General features: G+C 50.3%; 11 protein-coding genes. 7 read left to right on the top strand and 4 right to left on the bottom strand.

Annotation, left to right across the window (positions count from 1 at the left end):
* The 5 genes from AC6R0L_RS07310 to gltS all read left to right on the top strand — a co-directional run.
* On the top strand, positions 1-997 hold a 997-nt coding region (locus AC6R0L_RS07310; RefSeq protein WP_500628741.1), incomplete at its 5' end, for an efflux RND transporter periplasmic adaptor subunit.
* Between the two features lie 15 nt (positions 998-1,012).
* Positions 1,013-4,087, top strand: a complete 3,075-nt coding sequence (locus tag AC6R0L_RS07305) for an efflux RND transporter permease subunit (RefSeq protein ID WP_500628740.1) — start codon at positions 1,013-1,015, stop codon at positions 4,085-4,087.
* 2 nt (positions 4,088-4,089) lie between these two features.
* Positions 4,090-5,565: an efflux transporter outer membrane subunit gene (locus AC6R0L_RS07300; protein ID WP_500628739.1), complete on the top strand. Its 1,476-nt coding sequence runs from the start codon at positions 4,090-4,092 to the stop codon at positions 5,563-5,565.
* Positions 5,566-5,659: 94 nt separating this feature from the next.
* On the top strand, positions 5,660-6,949 hold the full coding sequence (locus tag AC6R0L_RS07295; protein ID WP_500628738.1) for a patatin-like phospholipase family protein: 1,290 nt from the start codon (positions 5,660-5,662) through the stop codon (positions 6,947-6,949).
* 1 nt (position 6,950) lies between these two features.
* The gene (gltS, locus tag AC6R0L_RS07290; RefSeq protein WP_500628737.1) at positions 6,951-8,201 is read left to right on the top strand and encodes a sodium/glutamate symporter; all 1,251 of its coding nucleotides are present in this window, start codon (positions 6,951-6,953) and stop codon (positions 8,199-8,201) included.
* Between the two features lie 90 nt (positions 8,202-8,291).
* On the opposite strand, the gene AC6R0L_RS07285 is transcribed toward gltS, so the two are convergent.
* Both AC6R0L_RS07285 and AC6R0L_RS07280 read right to left on the bottom strand, forming a co-directional pair.
* Positions 8,292-9,206 carry a LysR family transcriptional regulator gene (locus AC6R0L_RS07285; RefSeq protein ID WP_500628736.1) on the bottom strand — a complete coding sequence of 305 codons (915 nt, stop codon included), beginning with the start codon at positions 9,204-9,206 and terminating at the stop codon, positions 8,292-8,294.
* A gap of 215 nt (positions 9,207-9,421) precedes the next feature.
* Entirely contained in the window at positions 9,422-9,922 is a 501-nt protein-coding gene (locus tag AC6R0L_RS07280; RefSeq protein ID WP_500628735.1) for a hypothetical protein, read from the bottom strand.
* Between the two features lie 202 nt (positions 9,923-10,124).
* Between AC6R0L_RS07280 and AC6R0L_RS07275 the strand changes: the two genes are divergently transcribed.
* The gene (locus AC6R0L_RS07275; RefSeq protein ID WP_500628734.1) at positions 10,125-12,485 is read left to right on the top strand and encodes a Lon protease family protein; all 2,361 of its coding nucleotides are present in this window, start codon (positions 10,125-10,127) and stop codon (positions 12,483-12,485) included.
* Between the two features lie 125 nt (positions 12,486-12,610).
* On the opposite strand, the gene AC6R0L_RS07270 is transcribed toward AC6R0L_RS07275, so the two are convergent.
* Together AC6R0L_RS07270 and AC6R0L_RS07265 are read right to left on the bottom strand one after the other, a co-directional pair.
* Complete coding sequence (locus AC6R0L_RS07270; RefSeq protein ID WP_500628733.1) at positions 12,611-13,504, bottom strand: cation diffusion facilitator family transporter; 894 nt, start codon at positions 13,502-13,504, stop codon at positions 12,611-12,613.
* A 175-nt stretch (positions 13,505-13,679) separates the two neighbouring features.
* Positions 13,680-14,558, bottom strand: coding sequence for a LysR family transcriptional regulator (locus AC6R0L_RS07265; protein WP_487902307.1), 879 nt, complete (start codon positions 14,556-14,558; stop codon positions 13,680-13,682).
* Between the two features lie 143 nt (positions 14,559-14,701).
* Here AC6R0L_RS07265 and AC6R0L_RS07260 point away from each other — a divergent pair, with 143 nt between their 5' ends.
* Positions 14,702-15,280 (top strand): class I SAM-dependent DNA methyltransferase, encoded by a 579-nt coding sequence (locus tag AC6R0L_RS07260; protein ID WP_487902314.1) that lies wholly within the window; start codon positions 14,702-14,704, stop codon positions 15,278-15,280.
* Positions 15,281-15,368 lie beyond the last annotated feature (88 nt).

Genomic DNA, 15,368 nt, shown 5'->3' with positions numbered 1-15,368 from the left:
TGCCGTAGAGCAAACCACCGTACAGGTGGTTGAGCTTAAAAGCCCTTCCTCGCAAACCCTCAAGCACTTTAATGGCATCATCAGCTCGCAAAATAGCGCTGGGCTGTCGTTTCGCGTGGCTGGCACCATAGAGACGCTGCTGGTCGATGAAGGCGACTTCGTTGAAAAAGGCCAATTGCTCGCCAAACTGGATAAGCATGACTACCAAGTCGCGCTTGAGGAGTTAGAAGCGAAGATGCTGGAAGCTAAGTCAGCGCACGCTCTTGCCAGCAATGAACTGAAACGGGTTAAGCAGGCGCGCGCCGATGATGCGATCGCCAGTGTCAATCTTGATCGTGCCATGAGTGCGTATGAGCGTTCGGCGGCGATGGTCAAAGTGGTGGAGAAGAACATTCAGCGCGCTCAAGACGCGCTGCGTTACACCGAGTTGCGCGCCCCGTTTTCTGGGCTAGTGGGCCGTATTGCGTATGATGAATTTGAGCAAGTTCTACCGGGCGCGGCAGTGATTGGCTTGCAAACCCCTAACGCGCTGCAAGTGGAAATTGATGTGCCGGAAAACTTGATCAACTCAATCAATACTGGGCAAGAGGCGACATTGAGCTGGTACGGCAGCGAGGCTCAGCGTGCGGCCAAAGTGACCGAAATAGCACCGTTTCCTCACCTTATTAAACAAACCTACACGGTCAAACTTGCGCTGTCTGAGCCAAGTGACGAACTCTTTATTGGTAAATCTGTTGTTGTGTCGACCACTAACGCTCAGCAGGTACCGGCTTACTGCTTGCCTTACTCGGCCTTGGTGGGCGAGCAAGACACACTGCACGTACACCTCATCCGTGATCAGAAGGTTGAGAAGCGCGCTGTCGCCGTTCGTTCACTCAATGCCAATACGGCATGTGTTGACGGACAACTCTCGGTAGGTGAGCAGGTGGTGGTGAGCGGAACACACTATTTGTCTGATGGACAAAAAGTGGTGAATGTTCTGGTTCGAGCAGATTAAGGGTGAGATGCAAGCATGATGAATCTAGCCGAATTTGCCATTCGACAGCGCACCTTTGTGCTGTTTTTTACTGCGTTGAGCGTGATTGCCGGTCTATTTTCCTATTTTGATCTTGGCAAGCTCGAAGATCCCAGTTTTACTGTCAAAACCGCCGTGGTGGTAACGCTTTATCCTGGTGCGAGCGCTGAAGAGGTCGAGCAGCAAGTCACCGACACCATAGAGACCAAGCTGCAAGAAATCGGCGCGTTGGATAAGCTGCGCTCCATTTCTGTTCCGGGGCGTTCGATGGTGTTTGTTGATCTACACGAGTCAACCAATTCCAAAGCGTTACCTCAGCTTTGGGACTTGATGCGTCATAAGATCAATGACGTCAAATTGCTGCTGCCATCCACTGCGCAGATCAGCATAGTGCAAGACGAGTTTTCAGAAGTCTACGGCATGCTGTTCGCCATTCATGGCGACGACGCCAAACCGGAAGAGCTGCGTCGCTACGCCGAGACCTTGCAGCGCCAACTGAAAGCCGTGTCTGGTATCAAAAAGATTGAGCTACACGGCGTGCAAAAGCGCGTGGTGCACATTGATATGCCCGATGAGCGCTTGGCGCAGTATGGATTGTCAGTGACTCAAGTTTTGAATCAACTCAACGCACAAAACACGACTTTTGATGCTGGCAGTTTTGATGCGGGTTCACAGCGTATTCGCGTGGAGCAGAGCAGTGAGTTTCAATCCATCGATGACATTCAAAATTTGGTGATCAAAGGCGGCGTCAGCGAGCTGAGCACGGGTTTGATTCGCTTGGGCGATGTCGCGGATGTGACGATGGGCTATTTAGAGCCGGCACTCACTCAAAGCCGTTTTAACGGCGAACAAGCAGTGACCTTGGCGGTGAGTCCGGTTGATGGCATCAACGTTGTCGCGCTTGGAGATACCATCACCGAGATGATCGCGCAATTTAATGCTGAACTGCCTCTGGGTGTGAGTGTATCCACCGTCGCTTATCAGCCAGAAGAGGTACAGAAGTCGATCGATGAGTTCGTTGGCAACTTGGCCGAGAGCGTGGCGATTGTCTTCATCGTGTTGCTGGTCTTTATGGGCTTTAAAAGTGCGGCGATTGTTGGCGGTAGCTTGATCCTGACCATTCTGCTGACCTTGATTTACATGAACGTGCGTGAGATTGATTTGCACCGCGTCTCACTTGGCACCTTCATTTTGGCGCTCGGTATGTTGGTGGACAACGCGATAGTGATCACCGATATGATGATTGTCAAAATCAACAAAGGCGTGCATCGCACTGTTGCCGCGATGGAGTCGTTCAAAGAGACCGCCATCCCTCTGCTTGGCGCGACCGTGATTGCCATCATGGGCGCAAGTCCTGTGGTGTTCTCCCAGACGGATGCGGCGGAATTTGCAGAGTCGGTGTTTGACATCATCGCAGCCTCATTGCTGCTCTCTTGGCTAGTCGCCATGGTGTTTACCACCTTGATGTGTTGGTTGTTTATCAAACCCAGTAAAAAAGCGCAGCAGGGCGAGGGCAGCAGTCATCGATTGGCAAAGATCACTTATTGGATTGTCGATAACCCGAAAAAGGCGTTGTCAACCCTAGTGCCAACTATTCTCGTGACGATTGCGTTAGTGCCATTTGTTGGATTGAACTTCATCCCGCAATCGGATCGTGAAATCGTGTTCCTGGATTACTGGCTACCGAACGGTGCGAAAGTCGAGCAGACCTCCAGTGATATGCGCCAAATCGAGCAATGGCTGCTCGCTCAGCCTGAAGTCGAAAGCATTTCGACGGCGGTGGGCGCAAGCGTGCCGCGCTTCTCAGTGACGGTGGAACCGGAGCCATTGGATGCGGCTTATGGGCAGATCCTCATCAATACGCACGATTTTCACGGCATTAAAGATCTGGTCGCTCGCGGTGATCGCTACCTTGCGGAGCAGTTCCCGAATGCGCAGCCACGTTTTCGCGCCTTGAAGCTCGCGACGTCTGATAAGTTTGCCGTCGAAGCGCGCTTCTCAGGGCCAGATGCCAATGTGCTGCATGAGTTATCTGAGCAGGCTCAGGTGATTTTTGCTAGCCACCCAGACGCACGTTATGTGCGTGATGATTGGCGTCAGCAGACGCAAGTGATGAAGCCGGTCATCAATCAAGACAAAGCGCGCCGCGCCGGTATTAACCGTGCCGACATTGCGCTGGCGATGAAACGTGCATCCGACGGGTTGACGGTCGGCATGATGGCCCTCAACGACGAACTGATCCCCATTCAAGTTCGCGCGACAGAGCGCACTATGGCGTCGCTCGAAACCTTGCCAGTGAAATCGATTCTTGGCTTGCACACTGTGCCGCTTGGTCAGGTGGTGGATGGTTTCGAATTCTACCCAGAGGAGTCGATGATTTGGCGTCGCGACCGAGTGAAAACCATCACAGCGCAAGCGGGTGTCGCTCGCCATGCCACGCCAGCCCAAGTGCGTGACGCGGTGAAAGATCGCATTGAGGCAATTGAACTGCCAGACGGTTACTCCATGGAGTGGGGCGGTGAGTATTACGATGAGCACAAAGCGGTGACTGATATTTTGATGCAACTGCCTAAGGCAATGATCATCATGATCATCATCTTGGTGGCGATGTTTAACGGTTTTAAACAGCCGATCATCATTCTCGCGACCATTCCACTGGCTGCAACAGGGGCGGTGTTCTCGCTGGTGGCATTTGATAAACCGTTTGGCTTTATGGCGCTGATTGGTGCGGTCACCTTGACCGGTATGATCATCAAAAATGGCATTGTCTTGATGGATCAAATTGAGCTTGAGCGCAAAGCGGGGCTTGGCTTGGCCGATGCGGTCAAAACCGCGACGCTTAACCGCACCATGGCGATCTCGATGGGCGCGTTGACTACAGCGCTAGGCATGATTCCGCTGATGAGCGATCTGCTGTTTGACCAAATGGCAGCCACCATTATCGGCGGTCTAGCCGCGGCTACCGTGCTGTCACTGATGGTGATGCCTGCGGTGTACATGCTCACCACCAAAGACGAACCGACGCGCGGCGATGACGCGTTTAACTTCGATACCCAACCAGCAGGGCAATGATCATGATGACACGTTTTACTTTCAAACTGCTGCCTGTTGCGATGGCGTTATCGCTCTCGGCCTGTGCAGTCGGCCCCGATTATCAAGCGCCAAGTATGACCTTGGCCGAGACTTACCTCAACGCCGAGCACAGTGAGCAAGCAACCCAAGATTTGTGGTGGCAATCCCTCGGTGATGAGACGCTCAATCAATTGGTGGCACAGTTGCAGCAGCAAAATATCCACCTGAAAACGGCAGCAGAGCGCATCCAAATGGCGAATGCGTACCAAACCATTGTGGAGTCGTTCAAAGTGCCCACCGTCAATGTGGGTGCAGGGTACTACAACTACCAGTTCAGTAAGAACGATTCGGCGCTCGGCCCGATCCTTAACCCGCTTGGTCAGAGTGTGCCGGGGCTCGACAACATTGCTCCGGGGCTCGGCTCGATGACCTTGATGGACAATCAACATGACGGATTCGCTTTAGGCGCGAATCTCTCATGGGAGTTGGATCTGTTTGGCCGCATTGATAAGCAATCGGAAGCGGCGAAAATTCGTGTCGAACAAGCCGAGATCTACCGTGAAGGGTTGAATCTGGCGCTCAGCGCGGATCTGATTCACAACTACTTGCAGTATCGCGGCGCCCATCAGCGCAAGCAATTGGCGCTTGAGAACATTGAGGATCAAAAGAAGACCCTCAAGTTGGTGACGAGTGTGGTGAACAGTGGCTACGGCTCGGCGCTTGACCAATCGCAAGCCGAAGCCATGCTGGCGGCCACGCAGGCGATCATTCCGCAGTTAGAGATCGCGGAGCAGGTACATAAGCATCGCATGGCGATTTTGCTCGGTGTGCCGCTGACTCAAATCGATACCCAGTTAGCGACGCATCAGGATGTGCCTGAGCTGCAAGGTTTGATTCCGGTTGGTTTACCGTCGGAACTGCTGACCCGCCGCCCGGACATTCGTATCGCGGAGCGTGATATGGCCGCCATCAATGAGGAGCTTGGCGCGGCGATGGCCAATCGCTATCCGAAGTTCTTTATTACTGGCACCCCGGGTGTCTCTGCTGGCAGCTTTGATGATCTGTTTAAAAGTGATTCCTTTGGTTGGGCGGGCAGTGCCGGCGTGAGCTGGAACGTATTTGATGGCGGACGCGGCAAAGCGAATGTAGAGATTCAGGAATCTCGGTTGAACAACGCCGCGCTTCGCTACGAGCACACGGTCAACAGTGCGATTGCTGAAGTGGACTCGACGCTATTTGCCTATGGCCGCAGCCAACAAAACCGCGATCAAATTGACATTGCGATGCAGGCGACCGATCGGGCGCTGGATAAAGCCAAGTCACTCTATCGCGCGGGGCTGATTGACTACATTGCGCTGCTGGACGCCCAGCGTCAGCACCGCGTGATGCAAGATCGTCAAGTAGCCGCCAAGCTACAAGCGGCGCAAGCGACCGTGGCGGTGTACAAATCGCTCGGTGGTGATTGGTCGGTGCAATAGCGCGGGTAAACCTAACCATTAATCAAAGTCTTACTGCTCGATGAGTACTGGTCCTCCTCATGGGCAGTGAGGCTTTCTTCTCCAAGGAATTGACATGAAACCCAACGCTTGGGTAGTGTGCAGCGCCATTGCTTTGGCTGGCTGCTCATCGATCCCCGAAAAAACCAACCAACCACTGACGAGTTCGGCTGAACCGCGTTATACGGTGAGCGAAAAAATGGCCACGCTGCCAGACAATACGGTGGTGTTGCTGAGCTTTTCTGGCGGTGGCACTCGTGCAGCGGCGTTTTCCTACGGTGTCATGAAAGGACTGCGTGACTACCGCTATGAGTACCAAGGGCAAACCCATCGCTTGCTCGATCAGGTTAACGCCATCAGCTCTGTCTCTGGCGGCAGTTTTACCTCTGCCTATTACGGCTTGTACGGTGAGGCCATTTTTGACGATTTTGAACAGGCGTTTTTGTACAAAGATGTGACGACCAGTTTAAAAGACATCGTCATGAGCCCGGAGTATTGGTTCTCCAAACATGCGCGCTCGGCCGCGGCGGCGGACTATTACAACGCGCATATTTTCCAAGATACCACCTTTTCAGCGCTGCGCGATGATGGGCCGATGATCATTATCAACGCCACCGATCTCTCGACTGGCGCGCGCTTTTCATTTACCCAGGAGTATTTTGACCTCATTTGCTCCGACTTAAATCGTTACTCAATTAGTGACGCTGTCACGGCGTCCAGTGCTGTGCCTCTGCTGTTCTCACCTGTCCTGCTCGAGAATTATCCCGGCTGTGAGCGAGCGGTCTACAGCGCGCAGAGTCGACACCGTACCTTACACAGCGCCACCAATCGTTCGCTGAAAAAATTTGAGGACAGAGAGCGCTATCAATATCTGCATTTGGTTGACGGTGGCATCAGTGACAACCTCGGACTGCATGCCCTGTATGACTTAGTGACGACCCAAGATTTTGGCTTAGTTGCTGAGAAAGATCGCCTGCAAACCGTGGTGGTGATTTCGGTCGATGCTGCGGTGCGTCCGGATTGGGAAATCGGCCATCAAAAGCAAGAGCCGACAATGGCGAATCTATTGGGTTCGGCCAGTGACGTACAGATCCACCGTTACAACGATTTGTCCAAAACCTACCTCAGCATGATTTTGGATGAGTGGCAAGCGCAGCAGCCTGATAGGCGCTATCTGTTTGTCGATATCAATCTCTCAACGGCGGAGGACCAGGCTTTTGTTCAGTCCATCCCAACCGATTTTCATCTCAAAGAAGCGCAGGTCACGCGGCTGATTGAACACGGCTACCAACAAGTGATGACACACCCAGAGCTGGCGCATTTCATCTATCAAGGCACTCACCCACAAGAGGCAAACAGAGAGTAATATGACCCTATCGGAGACATCGGTGATCGACACCATCGAAGTGGTGGATTTTGTATCCTTCACTATCGCTATCATCCTACTTTTTATCGGTAAGTTCGTCTTATCGCGCAGTCGTGTGCTGCAAAAATACAGTTTGCCTGAGCCGGTGATTGGCGGCTTTATCTGTACTTTGGTGGTTGCCTTGGTTTACTACCTGTTTGGGAAAGAGATCCAGTTCAACTTGCAGGTGCGTGACATTTTGCTGCTCTACTTTTTTGCCGGAATTGGCCTTAAAGCAGACATCGACAGTTTGCTCAATGGCGGTAAGCCCTTGATGGTATTGTTGCTGCTGGCGAGCGTCTACATCGTACTGCAAAACGTACTCGGTATCAGCGTCGCGACCTTGTTTGGTTTTGACCCGAAAGCAGGGTTAATGACAGGTTCGATTTCGCTGATTGGTGGCGTAGGCACTACCGTGGCGTGGGCGCCCACCTTTATTGATGATCTCGGTATCGCCAATGCGATGGAGCTCGGCATTGCGGCCAACACGCTAGGTTTGATTTCGGCGTGTGTCATCGGCGGCCCGATTGCAGCGTATTTGATGAAGCGACACGCTATCAGCGCCAATAGTGCCCACGATTTGGATATTGGTATGGCCCACACCAGCAGCAAAAAAGACATCTCGGTGGATTATTTTGGTGTGCTGCGCGCTTGGCTATGGCTGAATGTCTCTTTGATTATTGGCTACTTTTTGGATTTGTCGCTAGAGGCGGCGGGGCTCAAGCTACCCATGTTTGTGGCGTGTTTGATAGGCGGTATTGTACTGGGTAACTTAGGTCGCTGGATTTTGACCAAGCTGCGCAGCGAGGAGTTTAACACTTACGCCGAAGACGCCGAAAAAGGGCTCTCACTCATACAAGATATCTGCTTGGGGATGTTTTTAACCATGGCGTTGATGAGCCTCAAATTGTGGGAGCTGCAAGGCAGCGTGGGTTACCTTGCGGTAGTCATGAGTGCTCAAGTCTTGTTGTCGATTATGTTTACCGTCTGGGTGGTGTTTCGAGCGATGGGCAAAGATTATGAAGCGGCGGTGATGTGCGCAGGCTTTGGCGGGGTGACATTAGGCTCGACCGCCACTGCGATTGTCAATATGACCGCGGTGACGCAGCAATACGGCGCTGCGCATAAGGCATTTATTATTCTACCTTTGGTGTGTGGATTTTTCATCGACGTGGTCAACGCCTTGGTGATTAACTATTTTGTGACTTGGTAACGGGGGTTATTGGGCCGAGAACAACGATAGCCCAGAATCAAACGCGGCGCCTGAGGCGCCGCGTTGCTTTGTAGGAAAATTAACCCAAACTCAATGCTTTGCGCTCGCGATGTAGTGCTTAATTTTATCGCGCAGCCAAATACCGGCATCGGAGTTACTGTCTCGACGGTGCCAGATCATCGTATGGTTGATAGAGATGCTGTCGAGTGGGTAAGGGAGCAATTTGATGCCTAAGCGGTGTTCGACTTGTTGGCCGAGTAGGTAGCTGGACGTACACAAACAATCCGACATGCTGGCGAGATGTAAGGCCCCGAGCAAAGAATCGCTGACCGAGCTGATATCACGGGTCGGGATGTAAGATTTAGTGAATCGCTGAGCAAGCGACATACTGCCGCGCTCCATCATCATAATGATGTGCTTCTCAGCGTAAAACTGCGCTTCGTTGATGTGATCATGAATACGTGGATGATCTTGGCGACACGCCACCACGCAGTGATCCTCAATTAACAGTTCACTCATAAACGCTTTATTCTGCGGCACATAAATATCGATAGCCAAATCGAATTGACTTAAGCTCAATTGCTCTTCCAATAATTCCTCGGAAATAGGAATAGGATGCAATTCGATTGTAATATTTTCGAGTTCGTTATCTCGCTCTATCGCTGGATGTAAAATATTTAGCATCGCTTCGTTAACTAATACTTTAAATGTGCGATGTTGTGCGGGCGTAAATTCAGAAAGAGAGTCAACGGCATCATCTAATAAGTAAATGGATTGTTTCAGTTGTTCCGCAAAGTTAATGCCTTTTTGCGTAGGAGTGATAGATCGCCCTTGGCGAACAAACAAGGCGGCCCCGATCTGGTTTTGCAAGCGTTTTATTGCGGTACTGACACCCGGTTGGGTCATATCCAGTTTGTCCGCGGCGGCGGTAATTGAACCAGTACGATAGACTTCCAAAAATATCCGCAGCGCGCTTAAATCAAGTTTACTTTTATCACAACTCATCGGTTGACTCCCAAATATGATGGCTATGATTTTCATCAAACCAAGTAAGAAGTCAATATATTTTCTGTTGCTAAGAACTATTAATAATATTGGTAATTACAACATTGAACCAATTATGAGAAATGAGTCGAATTTCTGGATAAAACACAGGTTAAATAATGAGTAAATTTCAGTTTTAATATTTGTTTTCCCGTATCAAGGTGTAGATATTTAATTTAATGAACTTCGATGGCTGCATTTAGGGTTTTGTCAAATACTCTGCTCTTCAACGTGGCAAAGTGGTGATGGGCTTTTTGTACCTCTTGTAGCTCTAGCATCCATTGTGCACTGCGCTGAGCGCTGCAAAACGCGGTCATATGGCGGAGTAGATCCTCGCACTGGTGGTGCAGAATATGACTGATGGCCTCAACTAATGGGTTGGGCTCAATCGACATAAACTGAAGTTGGGCGTAGGTTTGGTTGAGCAGTTCAAAGGCACGCTGATGTTGCCCCATTTTGTTAAGGATTTCTGATTGGGTGATGGCGGCATCTCGTAATGCTGTCGTCAGACAGCGAAACTGGCATGGCTTGGTGTTGTCATCCTCCATCGCCTGTTGGACATGGCTGGGTAGGTAGGCCAGCACTTGATCGTACAGGTAATAGGCTTCAGGCCAATGTCCTTGCTCCAGCAATTGTTCGGCTTTGAGATAGTGTATCCAGCATTGCTGTAAATCCATTGATATCACTCCACATTAAACGGCACACTGCGTATTTAAATGCAATTGGTTATTATATGCAAATAATTATCATTTGTTATTTTGTTGGGATAATTTGATGATTATTTGAGCAGTTGAACGTGAATACTGTGTAAGTCACTAAAAACTAAATAAAACTGACCTAAACTAAGGAAACAGAACAATAACAATGAAGGACCGAACTATGGCTATTCAAAGACTTGAGGCGAGCCAGTTGTATCATTTTGCGGAGCTAGAAAAGCTCGACAGTAAATCAACCAAAGAGTTGGCCCCTATTGATGAGATTGTCGGTCAAGAGCGCGCGCAGAAAGCGGTAGAGTTTGCGATGTCGATCAAGGAGAAGGGATACAACATTTACGCGATTGGCCAGAATGGACTGGGCAAGCGCACCATGATTTTACGTTACCTCAACCGCCACAAACACGACGAGAGTGCGTTGTACGATTGGTGCTATGTGGCGAATTTCGAGGATATCCGTACCCCAAGAGTGTTGAAGCTCCCTTGTGGTGTCGGCAGCCGATTAAAGCAAGACATTGAAAAGTTGATGGGCAAGTTAGTCAATGCGATGCCTCTCGCGTTTGATAACGAACTCTACTACAGCCGTGCGGACAAATTGAAAAACCAATTGGCCGCCAAGCAAGAAGCTGAGCTTGCCAATATCACCAAAGAAGCGAAAGCCAAAGGCATCAGCCTAACCATCACGACGCAAGGCGATTATCAGTTTGTTGCGATGAACGGCGAAGAGATGCACACCGAAGAGTCGTTTGATGCACTGAGCAAAAAAGAGCAGGAGTACTTCGGCGCGACCATTGATGAGCTTGAAGTCAACCTGAGAAACATGGTGCGTCAGCTCACCGAGTGGGAAGAAGCCTACAGCGAAAAAATCAAAAAACTCAATGATGACGTGACACTCGATGTGATTACGCACTTTATCAAACAGTTGAAAAAGGATTACTCAGGATACCCAGAGATCAAATCCTACCTGAGTGAACTTTCGCAAGACATCGTCGAGAATGCCGACATCTTTCTTGAGCAGAGCGCTGAGCAAGGAGAGGTGGCCGCGGCTTCACTGGACAAAAAACTGCCCCGCCGTTACAAGGTTAACGTTATAGTAAGCCGTAAAGAGAGTAAGTTCCCCATTGTGGTGGAAGAGAATCCGAACTACCACACTTTGTTCGGTTACATCGAAACCGCGACCTTTAAAGGCACAGTCTTCACCGACTTCTCGTTGATACGTGCGGGGAGCTTGCACAAAGCCAACGGCGGTGTACTGCTGATGGATGCGCAAAAAGTGTTGGAACAGCCCTATGTGTGGGATGGGCTTAAGCGGGCGTTAAGAGCGCGTCAGCTCAGTTTAACGGCGCTAGAAAAAGAGGTGACACTCACCGGCGCCGTCTCACTCGATCCTGAGCCGATTCCTTTGGATGTAAAAATTATCCTGTTTGGTGATTATCGCACCTATCAGTTGCTGCAACACTACGATCCTGAGTTCAGCGAACTGTTCCGTGTCACCGCCGATTTTGAAGATGAGATGACGCGCACGCCTGAATCGGAATTGCACTATGCGCGCTTTATTTCAAGTGTCGTGAACGACAATAGTATGCTGCATTGTGACCGTAAAGCGATTGCGCGCATCATCGAACACAGTTCACGATTGGCGGGCGATCAAACCAAGTTATCACTCCATTCGGCCAATATCGCCAATTTGTTGCGTGAATCGAATTACGTCGCGCGTCAAGCCAACTCCAATATGATACGCGTCAGCCACGTCGAGGAGGCACTGGCTAATCAAGAGATGCGAGTGAGCCGCTTGAAAGACACCGTGATGGAAGGGTTCACCAACGGCACAACTCTGATTCGAGTGGAAGGCGAGGCGGTCGGTCAGGTTAATGCGTTGTCGGTGCTCAGTACCAGCGAGTACATGTTTGGCGCGCCGAATCGCATCACCGCCACCACCTGTTATGGTGATGGTGATGTGATTGATATTGAGCGCAGTGTCGACCTTGGTGGCAGCATTCACTCCAAAGGTGTGATGATTTTAACCGCCTATCTCTCATCGGTGTTTGGTAAAACCGCGAAAGTGCCGCTCAGCACCACGATTACGTTTGAGCAGTCCTACGGCGGGGTAGATGGCGACAGCGCCAGCATGGCGGAGTTTTGCGCGGTGGTGTCGGCGTTTTCTAAGCAGCCCAATCGTCAGGATATTGCGATCACCGGTTCGATGAACCAATTTGGCGAGTCTCAACCGATTGGTGGCGTCAACGAGAAGATTGAGGGCTTCTTTGATGTGTGTACCATCAAAGGTCGCTCGCCAAATCAAGGGGTGATCATTCCTCGCTCAAATATGCACAACCTGATGTTGCGTCCTGACATTGTCAAAGCGGTGGAGAAAGGCGAGTTCAACATTTGGGCGATTGATCATGTGACGGAGGCGATTGAGTTGTTTACCGGCAAAGCCGCTGGTCAGCCGAGCGATGAGGGCAGCTACCCGATTGACACCATCTTTGGTATTGCGCAGGCCAAACTCAACGCTCTGCGCAAGTAGTTCGGTTGCCTAACTAGGCCTCTCATCTTTGGGTGTGACAGGAAAAGAGAGAAGAGAAACAAAAGAGAGACCTCGCCTTAGCGAGGTCTCCTTATTTGAGCGGTTCTGTGCTGAAGTGGCGATGTTCAACGTGCGATGTTCATGGAGAGCTGTAAATCCAACGACAGGGAGGCGAGTTTGGTTTTCAGTACTTGACGCATGGTGTCCAACTCCGAGACTTTCAGCTGTTTCTGGTCGGTGGTGACATCGAGGCGAACACGTAGCTCTCGACCCACTTTCGTCACGCCAGCGACTTCCAGTTGCGAGCTAAGTTGCGCGTCAAGGGCGCTCACTTCTTTGTCTACGCGACGCAGAATTTCTTTGCTTGGTGCCATCATCAGTAGTTCTCGCATCGCATCGCGAATCATATCAAACGGTACTTTGATAAAGTAAAACGACATGGCAATCATCATCATCGGGTCTGCGTACACTGCGTAGTGCGCGAACGGCGAATAAGTTAGCGCCAAAGCGAGTAAGAAACCGAGCGTTACCGCGACACTGAGCAGTGTATCCATTTGCCACTGCTTGGCTTCCGCCTCAATCAGGCCAGAGGAAAAACGCTGAGATTTTTTAGCGATCATCCACCATGCATAACCACAGCCAATGACGTTCACGATGCCAAACAGAGTCGCAATCGAAGGATCAACCTCGCGGCCGCCATTGGCAACGGCGATGAGTGCAGAGTACAGCGAATACCCAACAATCGATAAGATAACCGCTCCTTTGATGGCGATGACCACCGGCTCTAACACCGCTTTACCAAAAGGAAAATGACTTTTCTGTGGACTCTGAATGTAACGTGATACCGCGAGCGACAATAAAGTTAACAGTAAACTAACAAGTGAGTAGACGCCGTCAAAGACGATAACCAGTGATCCAACCAATGAACCGAGTACCAAACCACCCACAGCAAAGCCAGACGCAATAAGGGCTGAAAAGGTCAGTATTCGTTTTTCATTCAAGCTGGTTTGAGCACACATAACATCATCTCTGTCGTAAACACGCTTATAGTTTTTACTCAAGCGGACATTTAAACAACTGAGAAATGTGCATGGTCGAAGGTTGAAAGGAAGGGTTGGTAAATATTTGATTAAGAATCAGGTAGTTACCAAGTAAATTATGTGTCAATAAATTTGACGCTGGCTGTCGGTCGGTTTAGAAATCAAACAAATATTCATTGAGGCGATCCGCAAGCCAAGTCATTCCTGGGTGCTCCGCCATGCCCGCAGACGTAAACATGCAGTAATCTTCCTGAGTAAGTCCGTAGGTATGTTTGATGACTGAGAGCTTTTGCTGACGCAGCAAATGGCGAATCAAGGGTTCAGGCAACACGCCCCATGCGTCCTCCTCCATAATGGTTTTGAGCATATAATCGAAGCTTGAAAAACCGATGTGTCGCAATGAAAAAGGCTGAAGTTCTGGGTTGTCTTTCTCATTAAGATACACCATGACCGCTTGCATGGCATTGCGCAGCTCATCGTCGGATACTCGGCGCAACTGACTGAGCTTATGATCCGCACTGCACACTGACATCATGCGGATTTTGCCTAAGGGTTGGTAGGCGATGTGTGGGTCATCGATGCGTTCGTAATCCACACCAAAGGCAAAATCGACTTGCCCAGTGGCGACCAAGTTTGCCAAGTCGCCACTGGATGCCAAGACGAGGTTGAATGAGGTGGCAGGGAACTGGTTGTTGAGTTTGTGGGAAAGATCCAGCCACATATCATCAGGCAATGAATCGTCACGAGCGATCCACACTTCGGCGTTAAATTCACCGGAGACTTGCGCGCAGGTTTGGCGAATTCTCGCGGCGGTGACCAGCAAGTTTTGGCAATCTTTGTAGATGGCTTTGCCGGCCTCAGAGAGGGTCAAATGGTTGCCAGTGCGAATGAACAGGTCGATTTGCAGATCTTTTTCCAACGCTTTAATGGCCATACTGAGCTTAGTTCGATTGCAGTCTAACTGGCGAGCCGCCTCTGAGACGGAACCCGTATCGGCGATGGTACAAAATGCCTCAATTTGCGATAAGTTCATATTTTGGTCAATTTGGTTGGGTTATCATCGATCTTATACGAATAACAGATGTCTGTCTGTTTTCAGTAGCGAAATGCTATCAATTTCATGCAGTTTTGGTAATCTTCTGCTATGCCAAATGAAGATGTTATAGGGAGATCATGATGGCGGCAACTTGGGATGAGCTCGCACCGGACTGGGAGAAAGATGAGTCCACCAGCCTTTATGCGCAAAAGGCGTTCGAGTCATTGGAGAATGCAGTCCGCATTCAAAATACACATGTGTTAGATTTTGGTTGCGGTACAGGATTACTGAGCCAAAAACTCTCTCCATTGGTGAAAGACATCGTCGCGCTAGACAGCTCGGAAGCGATGATTGAACAACTCGATCTCAAAGAGCTCGCCAATGTTGAGCCCGTCGTCGATATTCTTTCACGCGGCTTAGTCGCCATGCACCCGGCTTTTCGACACCAGTTTGATCTCGTCGTGGCCTCCTCGGTGTGCAGTTTTCTTCCTAACTACGCGGAAACCGCCGACGTGGTTTACAGCCTACTTGATGCCGGTGGCCACTTTGTTCATTGGGATTGGCTCTCTGACGGCAATCAAGAGGGCGGAATGAGCAAGGAGCACGTTAACCAAGTGCTCACCGGTGTGGGTTTTAGCGAAGTGCTGACTTCTGTACCGTTCGCGATAGATACCCCACACGGTAAGCTGCCGGTTTTGATGGCGATAGCCAAAAAATAATTCGCTAAGAGCTTGAGTGTCTTTGCACTTAATGCTGATAGCGACGAACTTCTTCTAAAACCTCGGGGTTAGCAATAGCACCGAGGTT

The sequence above is a fragment of the Vibrio sp. R15-SG3-ISO1A genome (genome assembly GCF_059833955.1).
The sequence above is the reverse complement of the archived record's forward strand: the minus strand, read 5'-3'. Positions and strand labels throughout refer to the sequence as shown.